11 protein-coding genes are annotated in these 16,189 nt (G+C 45.6%); 10 read left to right on the top strand and 1 reads right to left on the bottom strand.

Annotation, left to right across the window (positions count from 1 at the left end; all coding sequences use genetic code 11):
* Nucleotides 1-19 precede the first annotated feature (19 nt).
* Entirely contained in the window at nt 20-1,861 is a 1,842-nt protein-coding gene (locus B2W60_RS03555; protein ID WP_292362583.1) for a sensor domain-containing diguanylate cyclase, read from the bottom strand.
* A 192-nt stretch (nt 1,862-2,053) separates the two neighbouring features.
* Here B2W60_RS03555 and B2W60_RS03550 point away from each other — a divergent pair, with 192 nt between their 5' ends.
* The 10 genes from B2W60_RS03550 (at nt 2,054) to B2W60_RS03505 (ending at nt 15,952) form a co-directional block, all read left to right on the top strand.
* Nucleotides 2,054-2,578, top strand: coding sequence for a MarR family winged helix-turn-helix transcriptional regulator (locus tag B2W60_RS03550; RefSeq protein ID WP_292362584.1), 525 nt, complete (start codon nt 2,054-2,056; stop codon nt 2,576-2,578).
* Between the two features lie 17 nt (nt 2,579-2,595).
* Nucleotides 2,596-3,054, top strand: coding sequence for a YybH family protein (locus tag B2W60_RS03545; protein ID WP_292362585.1), 459 nt, complete (start codon nt 2,596-2,598; stop codon nt 3,052-3,054).
* Nucleotides 3,055-3,207: 153 nt separating this feature from the next.
* Nucleotides 3,208-5,337: a putative bifunctional diguanylate cyclase/phosphodiesterase gene (locus tag B2W60_RS03540; protein ID WP_292362586.1), complete on the top strand. Its 2,130-nt coding sequence runs from the start codon at nt 3,208-3,210 to the stop codon at nt 5,335-5,337.
* Nucleotides 5,338-5,479: 142 nt separating this feature from the next.
* Nucleotides 5,480-6,919, top strand: coding sequence for a sensor domain-containing diguanylate cyclase (locus B2W60_RS03535; RefSeq protein WP_292362587.1), 1,440 nt, complete (start codon nt 5,480-5,482; stop codon nt 6,917-6,919).
* Between the two features lie 159 nt (nt 6,920-7,078).
* On the top strand, nt 7,079-9,508 hold the full coding sequence (gene nirB, locus B2W60_RS03530) for a nitrite reductase large subunit NirB (RefSeq protein ID WP_292362588.1): 2,430 nt from the start codon (nt 7,079-7,081) through the stop codon (nt 9,506-9,508).
* 4 nt (nt 9,509-9,512) lie between these two features.
* Entirely contained in the window at nt 9,513-9,821 is a 309-nt protein-coding gene (gene nirD / locus B2W60_RS03525; RefSeq protein ID WP_292362590.1) for a nitrite reductase small subunit NirD, read from the top strand.
* A gap of 10 nt (nt 9,822-9,831) precedes the next feature.
* Nucleotides 9,832-12,480, top strand: coding sequence for a nitrate reductase (locus B2W60_RS03520; protein WP_292362591.1), 2,649 nt, complete (start codon nt 9,832-9,834; stop codon nt 12,478-12,480).
* Between the two features lie 185 nt (nt 12,481-12,665).
* Complete coding sequence (locus B2W60_RS03515; protein WP_292362592.1) at nt 12,666-13,913, top strand: hypothetical protein; 1,248 nt, start codon at nt 12,666-12,668, stop codon at nt 13,911-13,913.
* 571 nt (nt 13,914-14,484) lie between these two features.
* Nucleotides 14,485-15,351, top strand: a complete 867-nt coding sequence (locus tag B2W60_RS03510; protein WP_292362593.1) for a nitrate- and nitrite sensing domain-containing protein — start codon at nt 14,485-14,487, stop codon at nt 15,349-15,351.
* Nucleotides 15,335-15,952, top strand: a complete 618-nt coding sequence (locus tag B2W60_RS03505; RefSeq protein ID WP_292362594.1) for an ANTAR domain-containing response regulator — start codon at nt 15,335-15,337, stop codon at nt 15,950-15,952. Before B2W60_RS03510 ends, B2W60_RS03505 begins: the two co-directional genes overlap by 17 nt.
* Nucleotides 15,953-16,189: the final 237 nt, after the last annotated feature.

Genomic DNA, 16,189 nt, shown 5'->3' with positions numbered 1-16,189 from the left:
CTTTAATGCTCTGTCTGACTTAAGAAACAGACAACGAGGATGAGCGTTTATCATGGTACATATTGTTATCGGCATACAGAATCAGCCCATCGGCATCTTTACCATCATCCGGGTAACAAGCGATACCAATACTGGCACTAATCGTTAACATGATGCCTTCATTCAGTTCGTAAATAATTGATAAGTGCTGACGAAGTTTGTCGGTGACTTGTCGGGCTTCTTCAATATTGCTGTGACTGAGAATAACAGCGAACTCATCTCCTGCCAGTCTGGCGGCTGTGTCTGACTCGCGAATTGTTTCCCGAATACGTTGTGCCACCAGAATCAATAACAAGTCTCCATTCAGGTGGCCGTATGTATCGTTGACCATTTTGAAATCATTCAGGTCAATATAAAGCAGACAAAATGATTGCTTATACCTTGCAGACTCAACAATGGCTTGATTCAGACGATCATAAAACAATACCCGATTGGGTAATTGCGTCAGACTGTCATGCGTGGCTTGCCATTGCAGCGCATTTTCGGATTTTTTACGCTCGGTAATATCAATGACCACGACCAGCATTCTGTCCTGATTGATCGGGGATGTTCGCGCCATGAAAAAATGTTGCTGGCCCGATATATTCAGCTCATATTCGTAATAATCACCTTCCCCGGTGCCCAGGGTTTTTTGCAGCGCCAGTAATGTCCGTTGTGCCAGAAAGTCAGGTAAAGTCTGGCTGATATGCTTGTTGATGAAGTCTTGTTCCGGTATCAGCAATGGCACCCCATCACCTTGTTCAAAATCAATGATGTTGCCATTTTTATCAATGGTAAACAGCAGATCAGGGATGGCTTTAATAATGGCCTGATTGCGCTGATAGCTCTGTTGAAGGGCGGCTTTACTTTCGAGAAGCTGTTGGTTGGTTTCCAGACGACGCCGGATTAACCAGGCAGAAGTGAGGATCAGCACAATTAATGAAAAAGCGGTCAGAGCACTGTTACGCAGATGCGAAAATCGGTAGTGAGCTATCAACTCATCTACTACGGCACGATTCTCACCAACAAATACGTGGAGCCGCCATTTAGGCAGTGTCTGGTATGCAAACTGATAATTGCTGCTGCCGTGCTGGTAAATGCCTTCACCAGTTAAGGGCAGGTTGTCTGTTTCGGTGTGTTCTTTAACATAGTCCATTGTTTGTCCGGCCTCAAAATCCCGGAACGGTACACGGAATACTATTTCACCTTCTTCATGCACAATCGATGAAAACAATTGGGCATTCACACTGATCCCACTGAGTGCAAGTGAAAAGGTTTTAATATCGATAACTGCGGCAATCACACCCTGAAATTTGTCATCAGAATCATAAAGACCACGACTGATAACCATAACCGGATCTTCATGTCCACGTCCGGGCAACATGGGTTTTGAGGTGAAAACACTATCCGTTTTTAAAGCCTGATGTACTTTAAAATAGTCGCGCCCCGATAAATCCAGCTGGCTACTCTGATGCTGGGGAAACCGTAACAAACCATCAGCATTAATATGCAATAAAGCCTGCATTTCAGGGTTGTTTCGGGAGTACTGCTCCAGCAGGTAGGTGTGGGGCTCTGGATGGTTTATAAAATCAGGATGCGAGCTGATCAGTTTCAGGGTTTGATCAATGGCTTCAAGTTTGGATTCCAGCAGCTGGGTCTGCATCAAAGCCAGCAATTGATTACGTTGAGCAATTTGTTGATTGGCCTGCGAAGAGTAAGCGGATAACTGTTGTTGATAATTGTTAAAAATAATCAGCAGCGTGAGGATAATCACCGTTACAGTGTAAAGCCATAATTTGCCGTTAATCGGGGAACAGAATCTGAAAAGGGAGCTATCGGACATAGAACACCGTTTAAAGACTACATTGGCAAATGACAGAAAATAAACGCCGATCAGTGAAGAATTTTTGATAGTTACAAAACAATTGTGCGATCCCGGTCAACAATAGGGTGAATTTCTGGCTCAAATATATCATTGAATTAAATAATGAATTAGCCTTGACATAGTTAGGTAGCTAACTATATGCTTGCTTACATGTTACAAGTTAAAGATATTCCCAACGCTGAGATATTGCAGAAGTTTGCGGATCGTTACCCGCAAACTGATATTAAAAGTGTGATGACTTTTTTGAATCTGCTGCGTGTAGGTTCAGATCTATCGCATGGACTGAACAGCTATCTGGCTGGATATGACTTATTACAGGGTCGATGGTGGGTTTTGTTATTGCTTATGCGTGAGGATGATCTGAGTTCAACACCATCCTTGCTTGCTGAAAAAGCCGGTGTGTCGCGCGCTACGATGACGGGTTTGTTGGATGGTCTGTTACGCGAGAAATTAATCAGCCGGGTGCATGGCCGGCGGGACAGACGTCAGATTTTGATACGTTTGACAGCTAAGGGCCAGGCTAAACTTGATGAAGTGATGCCGGGGTATTATCAACGAGTCAATTTATTAATGCAGGCGCTGACCGAAACTGAAGCGCTTAACCTGATGTCGTTATTGGAAAAGATATATCAACGACGGCATGTTTTTGAAGATGATCCTATCTTGAATAAATAATCCACAAAGGAGTAACCATGAAAATATTAAATCGTTTATTACCACTGAGCCTGCTTATCCTGACGGTAAGTGCGTGCAGTAATCCAACAGCTGATTATGATGCGCAGGAAGTTGTTAATTCTGCGAATGAGCAGTGGAATGCTGCTTTTAATGATAGCGATATTGACGCGTTAGTTGATCTCTATGCTTCACAAGCCACATTATCCCCTGGTGACGGCAATGTACTAAACGGGCAGCAGGAAATCGCCGCATTGTTTCAGGGATTTTTTGACAATGGCTTGCACAACCATAAGATTACGACCATTGCCACTTATTCTTCAGCAGGTCAGGTTAGTCAATTAGCTAACTGGTCTGCCGATGTCGAAGGTGAAGAGGGCGAAACTATGACATTTAATGGTGTTTTAATGACTGTCCTGCAGCAAAGTGATCAGGGCGAATGGGAAGTCGTTTCACATATCTGGAATATGGCTGAATAAATTAAGTTGTATTTCTCAGAAGAAAAGAGCCGGTCATCATGTGACTGGCTTTTTTTATGGCTATCAGTGATTCGTTTCAAAAATTTGCTTAAGCGATAAAAGCTATGCTAAAAACCCTAATAAATATATGGTTTTAGTATAAGGATTTTATTTGTGAGCGCCTTACTTAAACATCAAAGACACTCGCTATTGGAACTGCTGTTTGATCGGGTGCATGAAGGCATTATTATCACCAATGCCGATAATATTATCGTGGATGTAAACGATACCCTATGCGAAATAACCGGTTACAGCAAGGACGAGCTCATTGGTCAGCAACCCAATCTGCTTAGCTCGGGTAAACAATCTAAAGCCTTTTACAGTGAAATGTGGCAAAGCCTGTCTGAAAACGGTTTCTGGCGCGGAGAGGTATGGAATCGAAAAAAAGATGGGTCGTTTTATGCCGAGATACTGACAATTCATCGCAGCATCGATCCGCTTAGCGGTGAATTGTTCCATCTTGGACTGGTTTCTGACATTACCATGCTCAAGCAGCATCAGGCCGAGTTGGAACGTTTGGCACATTACGATGCGTTGACAGCTTTACCTAATCGCAATCTGCTGGCAGATCGGTTTGAACAGGCCATCGCCCACAGCAACCGAACGCAGACTCTATTGGCCGTATGTTTCCTGGATCTTGATAATTTCAAACCGGTAAATGATGAACTCGGTCATAACGCCGGTGATGAATTATTGATTGAAGTCGCACAACGTATCAGGACAATGCTACGGCAGGATGATACGGTATCCCGTTATGGTGGGGATGAATTTGTCATGCTGCTTGGCGAAATTAAAAATCGCCAGGATTGTGAGCAATTACTGCACCGGTTAACCGACGAGTTGAGCCGGCCATATCAAATTGAAAATAAAACCATCCGCATCAGTGCCTCGATTGGCTATACCGTTTATCCGTTTGATCAGGGCTCCATGCAGACCTTGATAGAGCATGCTGATCAAACCCTCTATAAAGCCAAGCTGGATGGTAAGAAAACTTTCCGTATGTACGAAACAGGTAATGAAGCCTGGCGGGATGAAAAAAACGAACAGTTATATGCTATCCGGCGTGCATTGACTGAGAACGAATTTCAATTATTCCTGCAGCCGAAAATCAATATGTGTAGCGGTGAAGTGATTGGCTTTGAAGCATTAATTCGCTGGCAACATCCGGATAACGGACTAATGTTCCCACAAGATTTTTTGCCATTAATCAATGGCACCTCACTGGAAATACAGTTAGGAGAATGGGTCATTCGGCAGGCTTTACACTATTTACAGCAATGGCAGGCCCAGTCAAAACCATGGCATATCAGTATCAATCTGTCAGCTTATCATCTGGGGAGTAATGGATTTTTACAAAGACTTAATGAGATCATTGCTGAGTTTCCAACAGTGGATTTACAGTACTTCCAGTTTGAAATTCTGGAAAGTCATGCATTGGATGATCTCAGCCTGATTGTTGATGTGGTCCGCCATTGCCGTGAAGAATTCAATATCAAAACGGTGCTGGATGATTTTGGTACAGGTTACTCTTCCCTTAGCCATATCCGTACGCTACCAGTATCCGCTGTGAAAATTGATCAGACGTTTGTCCGCAATATGCTGGCCGATGTCGATGATTGTAAAATTGTGGAAGGCGTGATTGCTTTGGCCAGATCTTTTGATTTGGAAGTTATCGCCGAAGGCGTCGAATCAGTGCGACATGGGCAGATATTATTGTCCATGGGGTGCGAGCTTGCTCAGGGCTATGTGATTGCGAAACCGATGCCGGCTGCACACATTGCTGACTGGCAGCAGCAATTTACATTGCCTGAGGATTGGCTCAGTTACCGCGATAGTCGGCAACATATTAAATGGACACAATTAAACTTGTTTTGTCTGTATTTACAATTGAGTCTGGAAAGTGTCGAGCTTCGTTTTGAAGCGGAGCTGGATGATGTGAACTTATGTCCAATTATCTCGATCAAACAATCTCACTGTGGTGTTTGGTTGGACCGAACTGAAAACCTCCAATTAATTGATATGGAAAGCCTGCAAATTCTGAAAGAAAAATACAGAAGCTTTCATCATCTGTTAACCATGACTCTCAAACTCTACCAGGCTGGGAAAAAACAAAGTGGCCTGCAAAACCTGCATTCACTCAGATCACGTTACCAAGACATCTATGAATATATTCAATCGATTATGAGCGCTTTTCAACCTGGTGAGATAACGGCTTCAAAATCTCAATATGCAACAAACCATTAGAACTTGTTGATCTTTCATCTCCACCTTGTAAGACGGAAAAATAGCCGCCAGCAGTGGTGGATACGAAAGATAAATAAGCCCTAGGATTATGTTTGCAGATTCTCTATGATTGAAAACTTTGTTTTATAACGAGCCGCCAGGAATGCAGAATCGGAAACGACTTTTCACGCTGACAATCAGTTCACTGGTTTTGCTGGGGTTTATGGCAACGAGTCTGATTGGCTATTTCGTTGCCCGCGATTCCACCAGTGATCAGCTGCAAAAGCAGATGCTGCCGCTGACCAGTGATAACATCTATTCTGAAATCCAGCGTGATCTGTTACAGCCATTATTAATTTCTTCACTGATGGCGAATGATACTTTTCTGATTAACTGGGCCGAGACCGGTGAACAGGATCCCCAGCAACTTTCAGATTATCTGGCGCAGATTCAGCGTAAATACAATACGATTACCGCGTTTTTTGTCTCAGAAAAAACCCGTAACTATTACCATCCAAAGGGCATTATTAAGCAGGTTGATGAGACTGACCCGGCTGACAGCTGGTTTTTTAAAACCCGTCAGATCAATACCGATTACGATATCAATATCGACTGGGATACTGCAGAACCCAATCGCATGAGTATTTTTGTCAACTATCGCGTGATGAATCAACAAGGTGAGTTAGTCGGTGTCACTGGGGTCGGCCTGTCAATGGAATCGGTGGCAGAGTTAATTGAAAACTATCAGCGACGCTATGGCCGGGAAATCTATTTTGTTGATCGTCAAGGCGAAATCACCTTGCGTAGCAGTCAGTTTCAGAATGATATCTACCTGCAAAATAAAGACGGTTTAGATAAGTTATTTCTGCAGATCCTCAGTAATCCCAGTGCTTCTGTAACTTATGCAGCCAAAAACGGTAACACTATTTATTTAAACAGCCGTCTGGTACCCGAGTTTGACTGGTTCTTGATTGTTGAACAAATCAATGACCCGGCGGCCGATCGCATTGAAACCGCTTTATGGATCAATATTGCTGTGTCCCTGGCAATCAGCATCTGCGTGTTGCTGGTTGCCCATTTTACTTTACGCGGTTATCAGCGCCGTCTGGAGATGATGGCCACCAAAGATAAATTAACCGGAGCCACCAGCAGACAGGTATTTGACTGGGTATTCAATAAAGCACAAAAAACCGCACTGCGTAAGGACTGGTCTTTATCCATGATTGTGCTCGACATCGATCATTTTAAGATGGTAAACGATAAATACGGTCACCAGTTTGGTGATCAGGTGCTCAAGTCGGTCAGTCGACTGATAAAACAGAAAGTACGTGATGTTGATACTTTATGTCGCTGGGGGGGAGAAGAGTTTTTATTGTTGCTGGAAAACTGTGATCAGCAACATGCTGCAAGAGTGGCCGAAACAATACGTGAAGCTGTCAGTGAACATCAGATTCGGATTAAGGATGAAACTGTGAGTGTGACCATCAGTGCCGGCGTGGCCGAGTATCAATTGGGTGAAAGCATGGATAATCTGATTGAGCGCTGTGATCACGCTATGTACGAATCAAAAAATAAAGGTCGTAATCGTATTACCGTTTATTAAGCGATCTCTAATTCACCATCTTTGTGCGTAGTGCACCGTTTTGCACCACAAAGTTGCATCCTACTTACCTGTTTAAATTTAATTTCCAATAAAATTAAAAGGTTACTTGTTGGCACAGTGCTTGCTCAAGCATGATTAATCGAAATGCAGGAGCGATCCATGAAAGAAAAGTTAGTGCTGATAGGTAATGGTATGGCCGGTGTTCGTACACTGGAAGAATTACTGAAGTTAGCGCCTGAAAAATACGATATCACTGTTTTTGGTGATGAGCCTTACGGTAACTACAATCGCATCATGTTGTCACCTGTGCTGGCGGGCGATAAAACGATTGACCAAATCATGATTAATGACCGTCAGTGGTATGTTGATAATGGCATCACCTTGCATGCCGGTAAAAAAATTACCCATATCAACCGTGTCAAACGCCAAGTGGAAACCGCAGAAGGCGAAGTATTTGAATACGATCGTCTGTTGATGGCGACCGGTTCTCGTCCTTTCATGCTGCCATTGCCAGGCCGTGATCTTCCCGGGGTTATCAGTTTCCGCGATATCGCTGACGTTGATAACATGCTGGAGACGGCCAAATCTTATAAAAAAGCCGTGGTTATCGGCGGCGGTCTGTTGGGGCTGGAAGCGGCGAATGGTTTGATGATTCAAGGCATGGAAGTCACCGTGGTACATATCGCAGATGTATTAATGAATCAGCAGTTGGATAAACCGGCATCAGATTTGATGTTAAATGAATTGCAGGCCAAAGGGCTTAACTTCCTGATGTCGCACGAAACAGCCGCGATTGAAGGTAAAAAACGGGTTGAAAAAGTCGTCTTTAAAAATGGCACAGAAATCGATACCGATCTGGTCGTTATGGCTGTTGGTATCCGTCCGAACATAGAATTAGCCCAGTCTGCCGGCATCCATTGCGAACGAGGTATTGTGGTCGATGACACCATGCAAACCTTCGATCCTAAAGTCTATGCTGTCGGCGAATGCGTGCAACATCGTGGTGCGACATTTGGCCTGGTAGCACCGTTGTTTGAACAGGCAAAAGTCTGTGCCAATCATCTGGCTCAAATGGGTATTGCCCGTTATGTCAGCTCCATTACGTCGACCAAACTCAAAGTCACCGGCATTGATCTGTTTTCTGCAGGTAACTTTATTGGAGATGAAAGCACTGAAGACCTGGTATTCAAAGATGCTGCCCGCCATGTCTATAAAAAGCTGGTCATTCAGGATGACAAACTGATTGGTGCCGTTTTATATGGTGATACGGTTGATGGTGCCTGGTACTTCCAGTTAATGCGTGATGGCACCGATGTGTCCAGCATTCGGGAAAACATGCTGTTTGGTCAGCATCATATTGGTGATTCCGGTCATGGTGCGACAAACTCTGTCGATGGCCTGCCCGATGATGCCGAAATCTGTGGCTGTAACGGTGTTTGTAAAGGCGATATCGTCAAAGCCATCAGCAAACACAGCCTGTTTACTCTGGATGAAGTGAAAGCGCACACCAAAGCTTCGGCATCGTGTGGTTCCTGTACCGGTCTGGTCGAACAATTGCTTGCCTCAACCCTTGGCAGTGACTTCAATGACACACCGAGCAAAAAAGCTATGTGTGGTTGTACCAGCATGAGTCATGGTGAAGTGAAAAACGCCATTAAAGAACAGGAATTAAAAACCATTTCGGATCTGATGACCGCGCTGGAATGGAAAACTGCCGATGGCTGTCACTCTTGCCGTCCGGCGTTGAACTATTATCTTCTCAGCACTTGGCCGGATTATCAGGACGATCCGCAATCACGTTTTATCAATGAACGGGTTCACGCCAACATTCAGAAAGACGGCACTTATTCGGTGGTACCCAGAATTTGGGGCGGGGTAACTAATGCCAATGAATTACGTGCCATCGCCGATATCTCCGATAAATATAAAGTGCCCACCGTCAAAATTACGGGTGGTCAGCGTATTGATTTACTCGGTGTGAAAAAAGACGATCTGCCGAAAATGTGGGCGGATCTGAGTGAAGCCGGTTTTGTCTCGGGCCATGCCTACGGTAAATCATTACGTACTGTTAAAACCTGTGTCGGTTCAGAATGGTGTCGTTTCGGTACACAGGATTCAACCGGACTGGGCATCAAGGTCGAAAAAATGACTTGGGGTTCATGGACACCGCATAAGTTCAAGATTGCTGTATCGGGTTGTCCGCGTAATTGTGCTGAAGCCACCATCAAAGATTTTGGTATTGTCTGTGTGGACTCAGGTTATGAACTGCATGTCGGCGGTAACGGTGGGATAAAGGTTCGTGCGACCGATTTCCTGTGCAAAGTCGCTACTGAAGAGGAAGCGATGGAATACTGCGCGGCCTTTATGCAGCTTTACCGTGAAGATGCTCACTATCTGGAACGTACCGCGCCATGGATTGAGCGTGTCGGTCTGAAAAGCGTACAGGCTAAAGTGGTTGACGATCACGATAACCGCAAAATATTGGCACAGCGTTTTTATGAGTCACAGGAAAAGTCACAGGATGATCCATGGGCAGAACATGCGGCCAAACAGCGTGAAAATTATATTCCCATCAAGCAAGTAGGTTGAACAGATGCAAAATTGGACTGAAGTAGGACCGGTAGAGAGCGTACCGAAAAAGGGCTCACGCGTGATGACCACACCGGATGGGGATGTGGCCATTTTTCGGACCAGCTCAGATGAGGTGTTTGCCCTGTTTGATCAGTGCCCGCACAAAAAAGGCCCCTTATCGCAAGGGATTGTTTACGACAAACGGGTCGCCTGCCCATTACATAATTGGGTTATTGATTTAAGCAGTGGGGAAGCTACTGGCCCGGATGAAGGCTGTACCCGTGCATTTGAAACCAAAGTCGAAGACGGCCTGATTTACATCTCACTCTGAGGATTGACTGTTGGCACAACAAGCAACACAAACAACTTGTCCCTATTGCGGCGTCGGCTGCGGCGTATTGGCTGCACCACAAGCTGACGGTGTAGTTGCCATAAAAGGCGATCCGGCACATCCGGCGAATTTAGGGCGTTTGTGTTCCAAAGGTTCTGCTTTGGGTGAAACCGTCGGGCTGGATAACCGTCTGTTATATCCTCAGATAAACGGCAAGCGGGTCGACTGGGATACCGTGCTGGATCATGTCAGTGACAAGTTGAAAAACATCATTGATGAACATGGCCCGGATTCGGTCGCATTTTATGTGTCGGGGCAAATCCTCACCGAAGATTACTATATGGCCAACAAGCTGATGAAAGGCTTTATTGGCAGCGGCAATATCGAGACCAATTCACGTTTGTGTATGTCCTCGGCAGTAGCCGCCCATAAACGGGCCTTTGGCAGTGATACCGTGCCATGCAGTTATGAAGATCTTGAGCAGACTGATCTGCTGGTGATTGTTGGTTCGAATACCGCATGGTGTCATCCGGTATTGTTTCAGCGAATTACTCAGGCCAAACAGAATCGACCCAATATGAAAGTGGTGGTGATTGATCCACGCAAAACTGCCACCTGCGATATCGCCGATCTGCATCTGCCATTACGTCCTGGTGCTGATGCATTTCTGTTTAACGGATTGTTGAATTATCTGAAACAGCATGACTGCGTGGACTGGCATTATCTTGAACAACATGTGGAAGGCTTCGCCTCATCATTAGACTCGGCCAGCAAAACAGCGGCGAACATCCCTCAGGTAGCACGCCAGACAGAACTGTCAGAAGAAGATGTGGCGAAGTTTTATCAATTGTTTGCCTCGACCGAAAAAACCATCACATTATTCTCGCAAGGCGTTAATCAATCGACCAGTGGTACAGATAAATGTAATGCCATTATTAACTGTCATCTGGCCACTGGCCGTATTGGTAAAGTCGGTATGGGGCCGTTTTCCATCACCGGACAACCCAATGCGATGGGCGGACGGGAAGTCGGCGGACTGAGTAATCAGCTGGCAGCCCATATGGAAATCGACAAGCCGGAACATCATGAACGCTTGTCACGTTTCTGGAACACCGATAGGCTCACCAAAACCGCCGGTCATAAAACCATTGAGATGTTTCAGGCGATCGAGCGTGGCGACATCAAGGCTGTCTGGATCGTAGCAACCAATCCGGTGGTGAGCATACCGGATGCCGATCAGATCAAAAGAGCATTAACACAATGCGAATTGGTTATTGTCTCCGAAATTGAAAAACAAACCGACTGTACCGAATTTGCCGATGTGTTGTTACCCGCTTTGGGCTGGGGTGAAAAAGATGGCACGGTCACCAATTCAGAACGCCGTATCAGTCATCAGCGGGCTTTTTTACCGGCTCCCGGAGAAGCCAAAGCCGATTGGTGGATGCTTAAAGAAGTCGGTAAACGACTGGGCTTTGCCGAGCAATTCCAGTTTGAAACGGCGGTAGACGTGTTTCGTGAACATGCAAGGTTATCGGCCTTTGAAAATGCGGGGCAGCGGGATTTTGATATCAGCGCGCTGGCCAATATCACCGAACAGGAATATGCCGCCCTGCAACCTATTCAATGGCCGGTGACCGATAATGCCCCGCAAGGCACCGCCCGGATGTTTACCGACAATCATTTTTATACAGCGTCCGGCAAAGCCAGAATGATTGCGGTGGAGCCACATTACCCACAAAACGAAGTGGATGATGTGTATCCGTTAGTGCTTAATACCGGTCGCATTCGGGACCAATGGCATACCATGACCCGCACCGGTCGGGCACCCAGACTCAATGCCCATATCAGTGAGCCGATGATTGACATGCATCCGGTAGATGCCGGGCATTGGCAGATCCAGAACAAGGCATTGGCACAAGTCGAGAGCAAATGGGGACGTTTGACCGGACGGGTCAATTTAACTCAGGAACAACGGCCGGGCAGTATTTTTGTGCCGATTCACTGGAATGGACAATTTGCTTCACAAGCGCGTGTCGATACCCTGGTTGCACCGATTACCGATCCGATTTCCGGTCAGCCCGAATCTAAACATACCCCGGTGAATGTACGACCCTTTTTACCACGCTGGCATGGTTTTATTTTGTCTCGCCAACCCTTGAGTCTCACTGAAACAGCCTATTGGGTGAAGGTCAAAGGCCAGCAGTTCTGGCGTTATGAACTGGCCGGTGAAAATTGGGTGGAACAGCCACTTGAGTGGATTCAGAATCTTACCGAGCAACAAGGTGAATGGCTGGAATTCAGTGATCAGCGAGCGGGGCGCTATCGTGCCGCCAATATTCTCGATAATCAGTTACAAACGGTGATGTTTCTGGCGGCGGACCATCATCTGCCGGAGCGCGGCTGGTTGTCACAATTATTTACTGAAGAAACCCTGGATGGAGCTGCCCGGCAAAGTCTGCTGGCGGGACGTCCGGGACCTGGACAACAGGATAAGGGAAAAATGGTCTGTGCCTGTTTTGGTGTAGGTGAAACCACAATTAAAGACACAATCCGTCAAGGTGAGGCCAAATCTGTGGAAGATATCGGCCGTTGTCTCAAAGCAGGAACCAACTGTGGATCCTGCATTCCCGAATTAAAACAGCTGTTAGCAAACTCCTGACGGTTGTTGGCAGAGACTTGTTTCTGCCTGAAAAAATTGACGAGCGGTCTGCATTTACGATGATGCTTTCCACTCTGAACCGCCCTGCGCGTATGCAGCCACAACGACGTGGCAAATCAATCTTTATTTTTTGATATTTCGGTTGCCGAACCAAGGTTCCGCGACCCGTAAGTTAAGGAAAGATCATGTCAAAATTACCTACATATACTGCAACGACGTTGATGGCGAGCTTGATTGGCACATTACCAATCACAGCAGTTTCTGCAGAGAAAGACAGTTTTTTGGAAGCACTGACCGGCGGTAAAGTCAGTTTCTCCGCCCGTGCCCGTTATGAGTCAGTCAAACAGGATAATGACCTGAAAGATGCCGATGCATTTACCGTGCGTTCAACGTTGGGTTATGAAACCGGTCGTTTAAACGGTTTCGGAGCTTTTATTGAATTTGAGAATGTGACCGATTTAGGTGGCGATAACTACAACAGTACGACCAATGGTGAAACCGACTATTCGGTGGTCGCTGATCCGGATGGTACTGAAGTAAACCAGGCTTATCTGAGTTATCAGGGCTTTGATACCTTGGCAAAATTTGGTCGGCAGCAAATCACTTATCGTGATGCACCATTTCATCGTTATATCGGTAATGTGCTATGGCGGCAGAATCATCAGACGTTTGATGCATTTTCCATCCAGAACAAGTCATTACCTGATACCCAGCTGAGCTATGCTTTTGTAAATAAAATCAATACCATTTTTGGTGATGATCGTGATTTTGGCATCATTAAAAATGGTGTGATTGATGTGAAAGCACATCTGTTTAATGCCCAGTACAGTGGTCTACCATTTGGCAAGCTCGAAGGTTATGGTTATTTGTTGGAGTATGAAGATGCTGAGGCCACATCTTCTAAAACGCTTGGTGTGCGATTCAGTGGTGCCCCTGCGATAAATGATGCCTGGAATCTGATTTATACCGCTGAATATGCACGTCAGAGCGACTATAAAAGCGGGACGATGGATGATCAGGATTATTATCTGGCAGAACTCGGTGCCAAACATAAAGGCTGGATGGCCAAACTGTCTTATGAAGTTCAGGAAGGTGATGGTACAGACAGTTTTAAAACGCCGCTGGGCACCAATCATGCGTTTCAGGGCTGGGCAGATCAATTCCTGACTACACCGGCACAGGGACTCAAAGATACCTATCTGACCGTGGTTGGCAATGTATTTTTCGGCGCTAAACTGATTGTTTCATATCACGACTTTGAGACTGATCAGGATAGTCTGGATGCCGGAAATGAGCTGGATATCCTGCTTGAAAAAACCTTTAATCAGCATTACACCGTGGGTGTGAAATACGCTGATTACAAAGCAGATAAAGAGTTTCCATCGCTGGTGGATACGGAAAAATTCTGGGTCTACGGACAAGTTAAATTCTGATATCTCCTCGGCTGATTGTTGGCCAGGCCAGCCCTGATCAGGGCTGGCTTTTTTTTTTGCCTTTATTCCAGGGGCTGTTGTTCTTTCAGATCAGTCTCTGTTAGGACTGAAAATGCACCAGTCAAGGCAGGAGCAATGCCGTTCATCCGGGGGGCATAAGTGTTGTATTTTCAGCCATACCCCGTAGGACCGAGACGATTTTTTCGCCTTGTTCGACAAAAAAATAGCCTACGGCAGAGGTGGATCTGAAAGATCAGCAGACCCAGGGTTTTCGCACCAAAAATAAGCAACTCGTTGTTTATTGCAACCCATTTTAATGCATGGTGTGACTTGGGTGATTCTTAATATATTGAAAAATATAGTGTTTTCCTCTGGCACAGCTTATGCAATGTCCCTTGTGTTGCCACACAAAGAAGGAGGCTACAACCATGGGATACCTAGTTGATTTTTTCTATTTGATGAAAGAGTTTTTCAAACTGCTTTTCTTGGTGTTGATTTCTCCACTGGGCCTAATGGCTGGTTATCTTTTCAGCTGGGAATAATGGAATAAAGATTAGTTGAGAGTCAGACTATGATAGTCAACCCCACCATAGCAGGTGCATTAACGGTAGCGGCATGCTTCGCCGCTACCAAACAATGGACGGTAAGTGTTCGTGATCAACGGCGTGTAAAACATGCCATTTCACAATTGGTTCGTCTCAAGCAGTTAATTGACCTCAGTCAGCAACATCGCGGAACCAGCAGTGCGGTTTGTGCTGGTAATGCCTCCCTCGCAGGCAAGCTGGTTTTCCTGCAAACAGAAATTGATCAATTTATTCAGGCCAGCGAAAACACCGATATGCAAACACTGCCGCAATGGCTGTCGTTTGTCGATCACTGGCCGCGTCTTAAAAAGCAAATCCAGGAACGCAGACTCACTTCACATCAGGTTATTCGTCAGCACAATGCCATGATTGACGGGCAATTGTCGTTGTTTGATGATCTCAGTCGTTTATACAATCTGCATCACTTCATGCTAGATAACATCACCCGTTTGTCCGAACTCTGCCTAGATACACTGCGTGCGGCTGAAACCCTGGGACAAATCCGTGCTGTGGGATCAACCTTGTGTGCCCGTGGGCAGGGCGGTGGTGCTGAGACCATGATGTTGTCTTTTCAACGTTTAACTGCCAACGGCAGAATTGCTGAACTGCTTAGAGAAATGGGTGGGATTCGGAATAAGGATTTGTTAAAGATACTTGCGGGCCAAAGCGACAAAATTGAGCGTGATACTGCTCTGTTATTACAGACGATAGATCAACAAGTGCTGATGGAAGGCGCCATTACGTTATCAGCCGATGATTTTTTTAAAACGGCTACCCGTGCCATTGAAACGGTACTCAATGTGTTTTCTCTTATCATTAATTATGCTGCGGATAATCATGCGAAACTCAACTGACATCACAACACAAAGTTTTAATTCCACATTGGTGTGCGATCGGTCAGATATTGCACAGCAATTAGTCGAACAATTGAACGGCACCATGTTCGAGGTGACCAACCAGTCGGCTTCTCTTCCTAAACTTGCGATGAAACAACTCGAATTCACCGGCATGTTCATTCTGGCAGTGCGAAACTGCGACAGTGACATGATGGCGCTGGTTGATATGTTGCTCAGGCAGCAACCCATGCCGGTGGTGATCTTTACGGATACCTATGATGCACAGGTCGAAAAACAAGCCATTCAGCTTGGAGTCAGTGCGTATGTGGTTGATGGTTTGCAACCGCATCGGGTGCTGCCATTACTCAGCACGGCACGCAATCGTTTTTTGCAACAACAAACGATGCGTGAACAAGTGCAATCACTGGAAACCAAACTGGCGGAACGCAAGATTATTGATCGAGCCAAGGGTGTGTTGATGCAGCAGCGTCAGTGCAGTGAGGATGAGGCTTATCGTCTGTTACGCACTACAGCGATGAACCAGAACATGCGTCTGGCTATGCTGGCAAAACAGGTGCTGGCCACAGCAAACCTGCTGGAAACTCATCCCCAAACCTGAAGCAAATCAATAAATTTGTCTGGTGTTGCACCATCTGGGTGCCAGACATTTTAATTAGCCCCAAATCGACGCAAGTTGCAGCAATGAGCTATATAGGGATCTATTGTAACTAACTGAAATATATGATTTTCTAAATAGGTATGTAGTTGGCATATTAACTGCAATGTGGACTCAAGACAATCCAATGCTGGATTGAAAACTGTAACCGGAATGGATTTTTTCTGGTATCCGGGCAAC

The sequence above is a fragment of the Methylophaga sp. UBA2496 genome, from assembly GCF_002341635.1.
Classification (GTDB): domain Bacteria; phylum Pseudomonadota; class Gammaproteobacteria; order Nitrosococcales; family Methylophagaceae; genus Methylophaga.
Note: the sequence above shows the minus strand (reverse complement) of the source record. Positions and strands in the feature narration are given on the sequence as shown.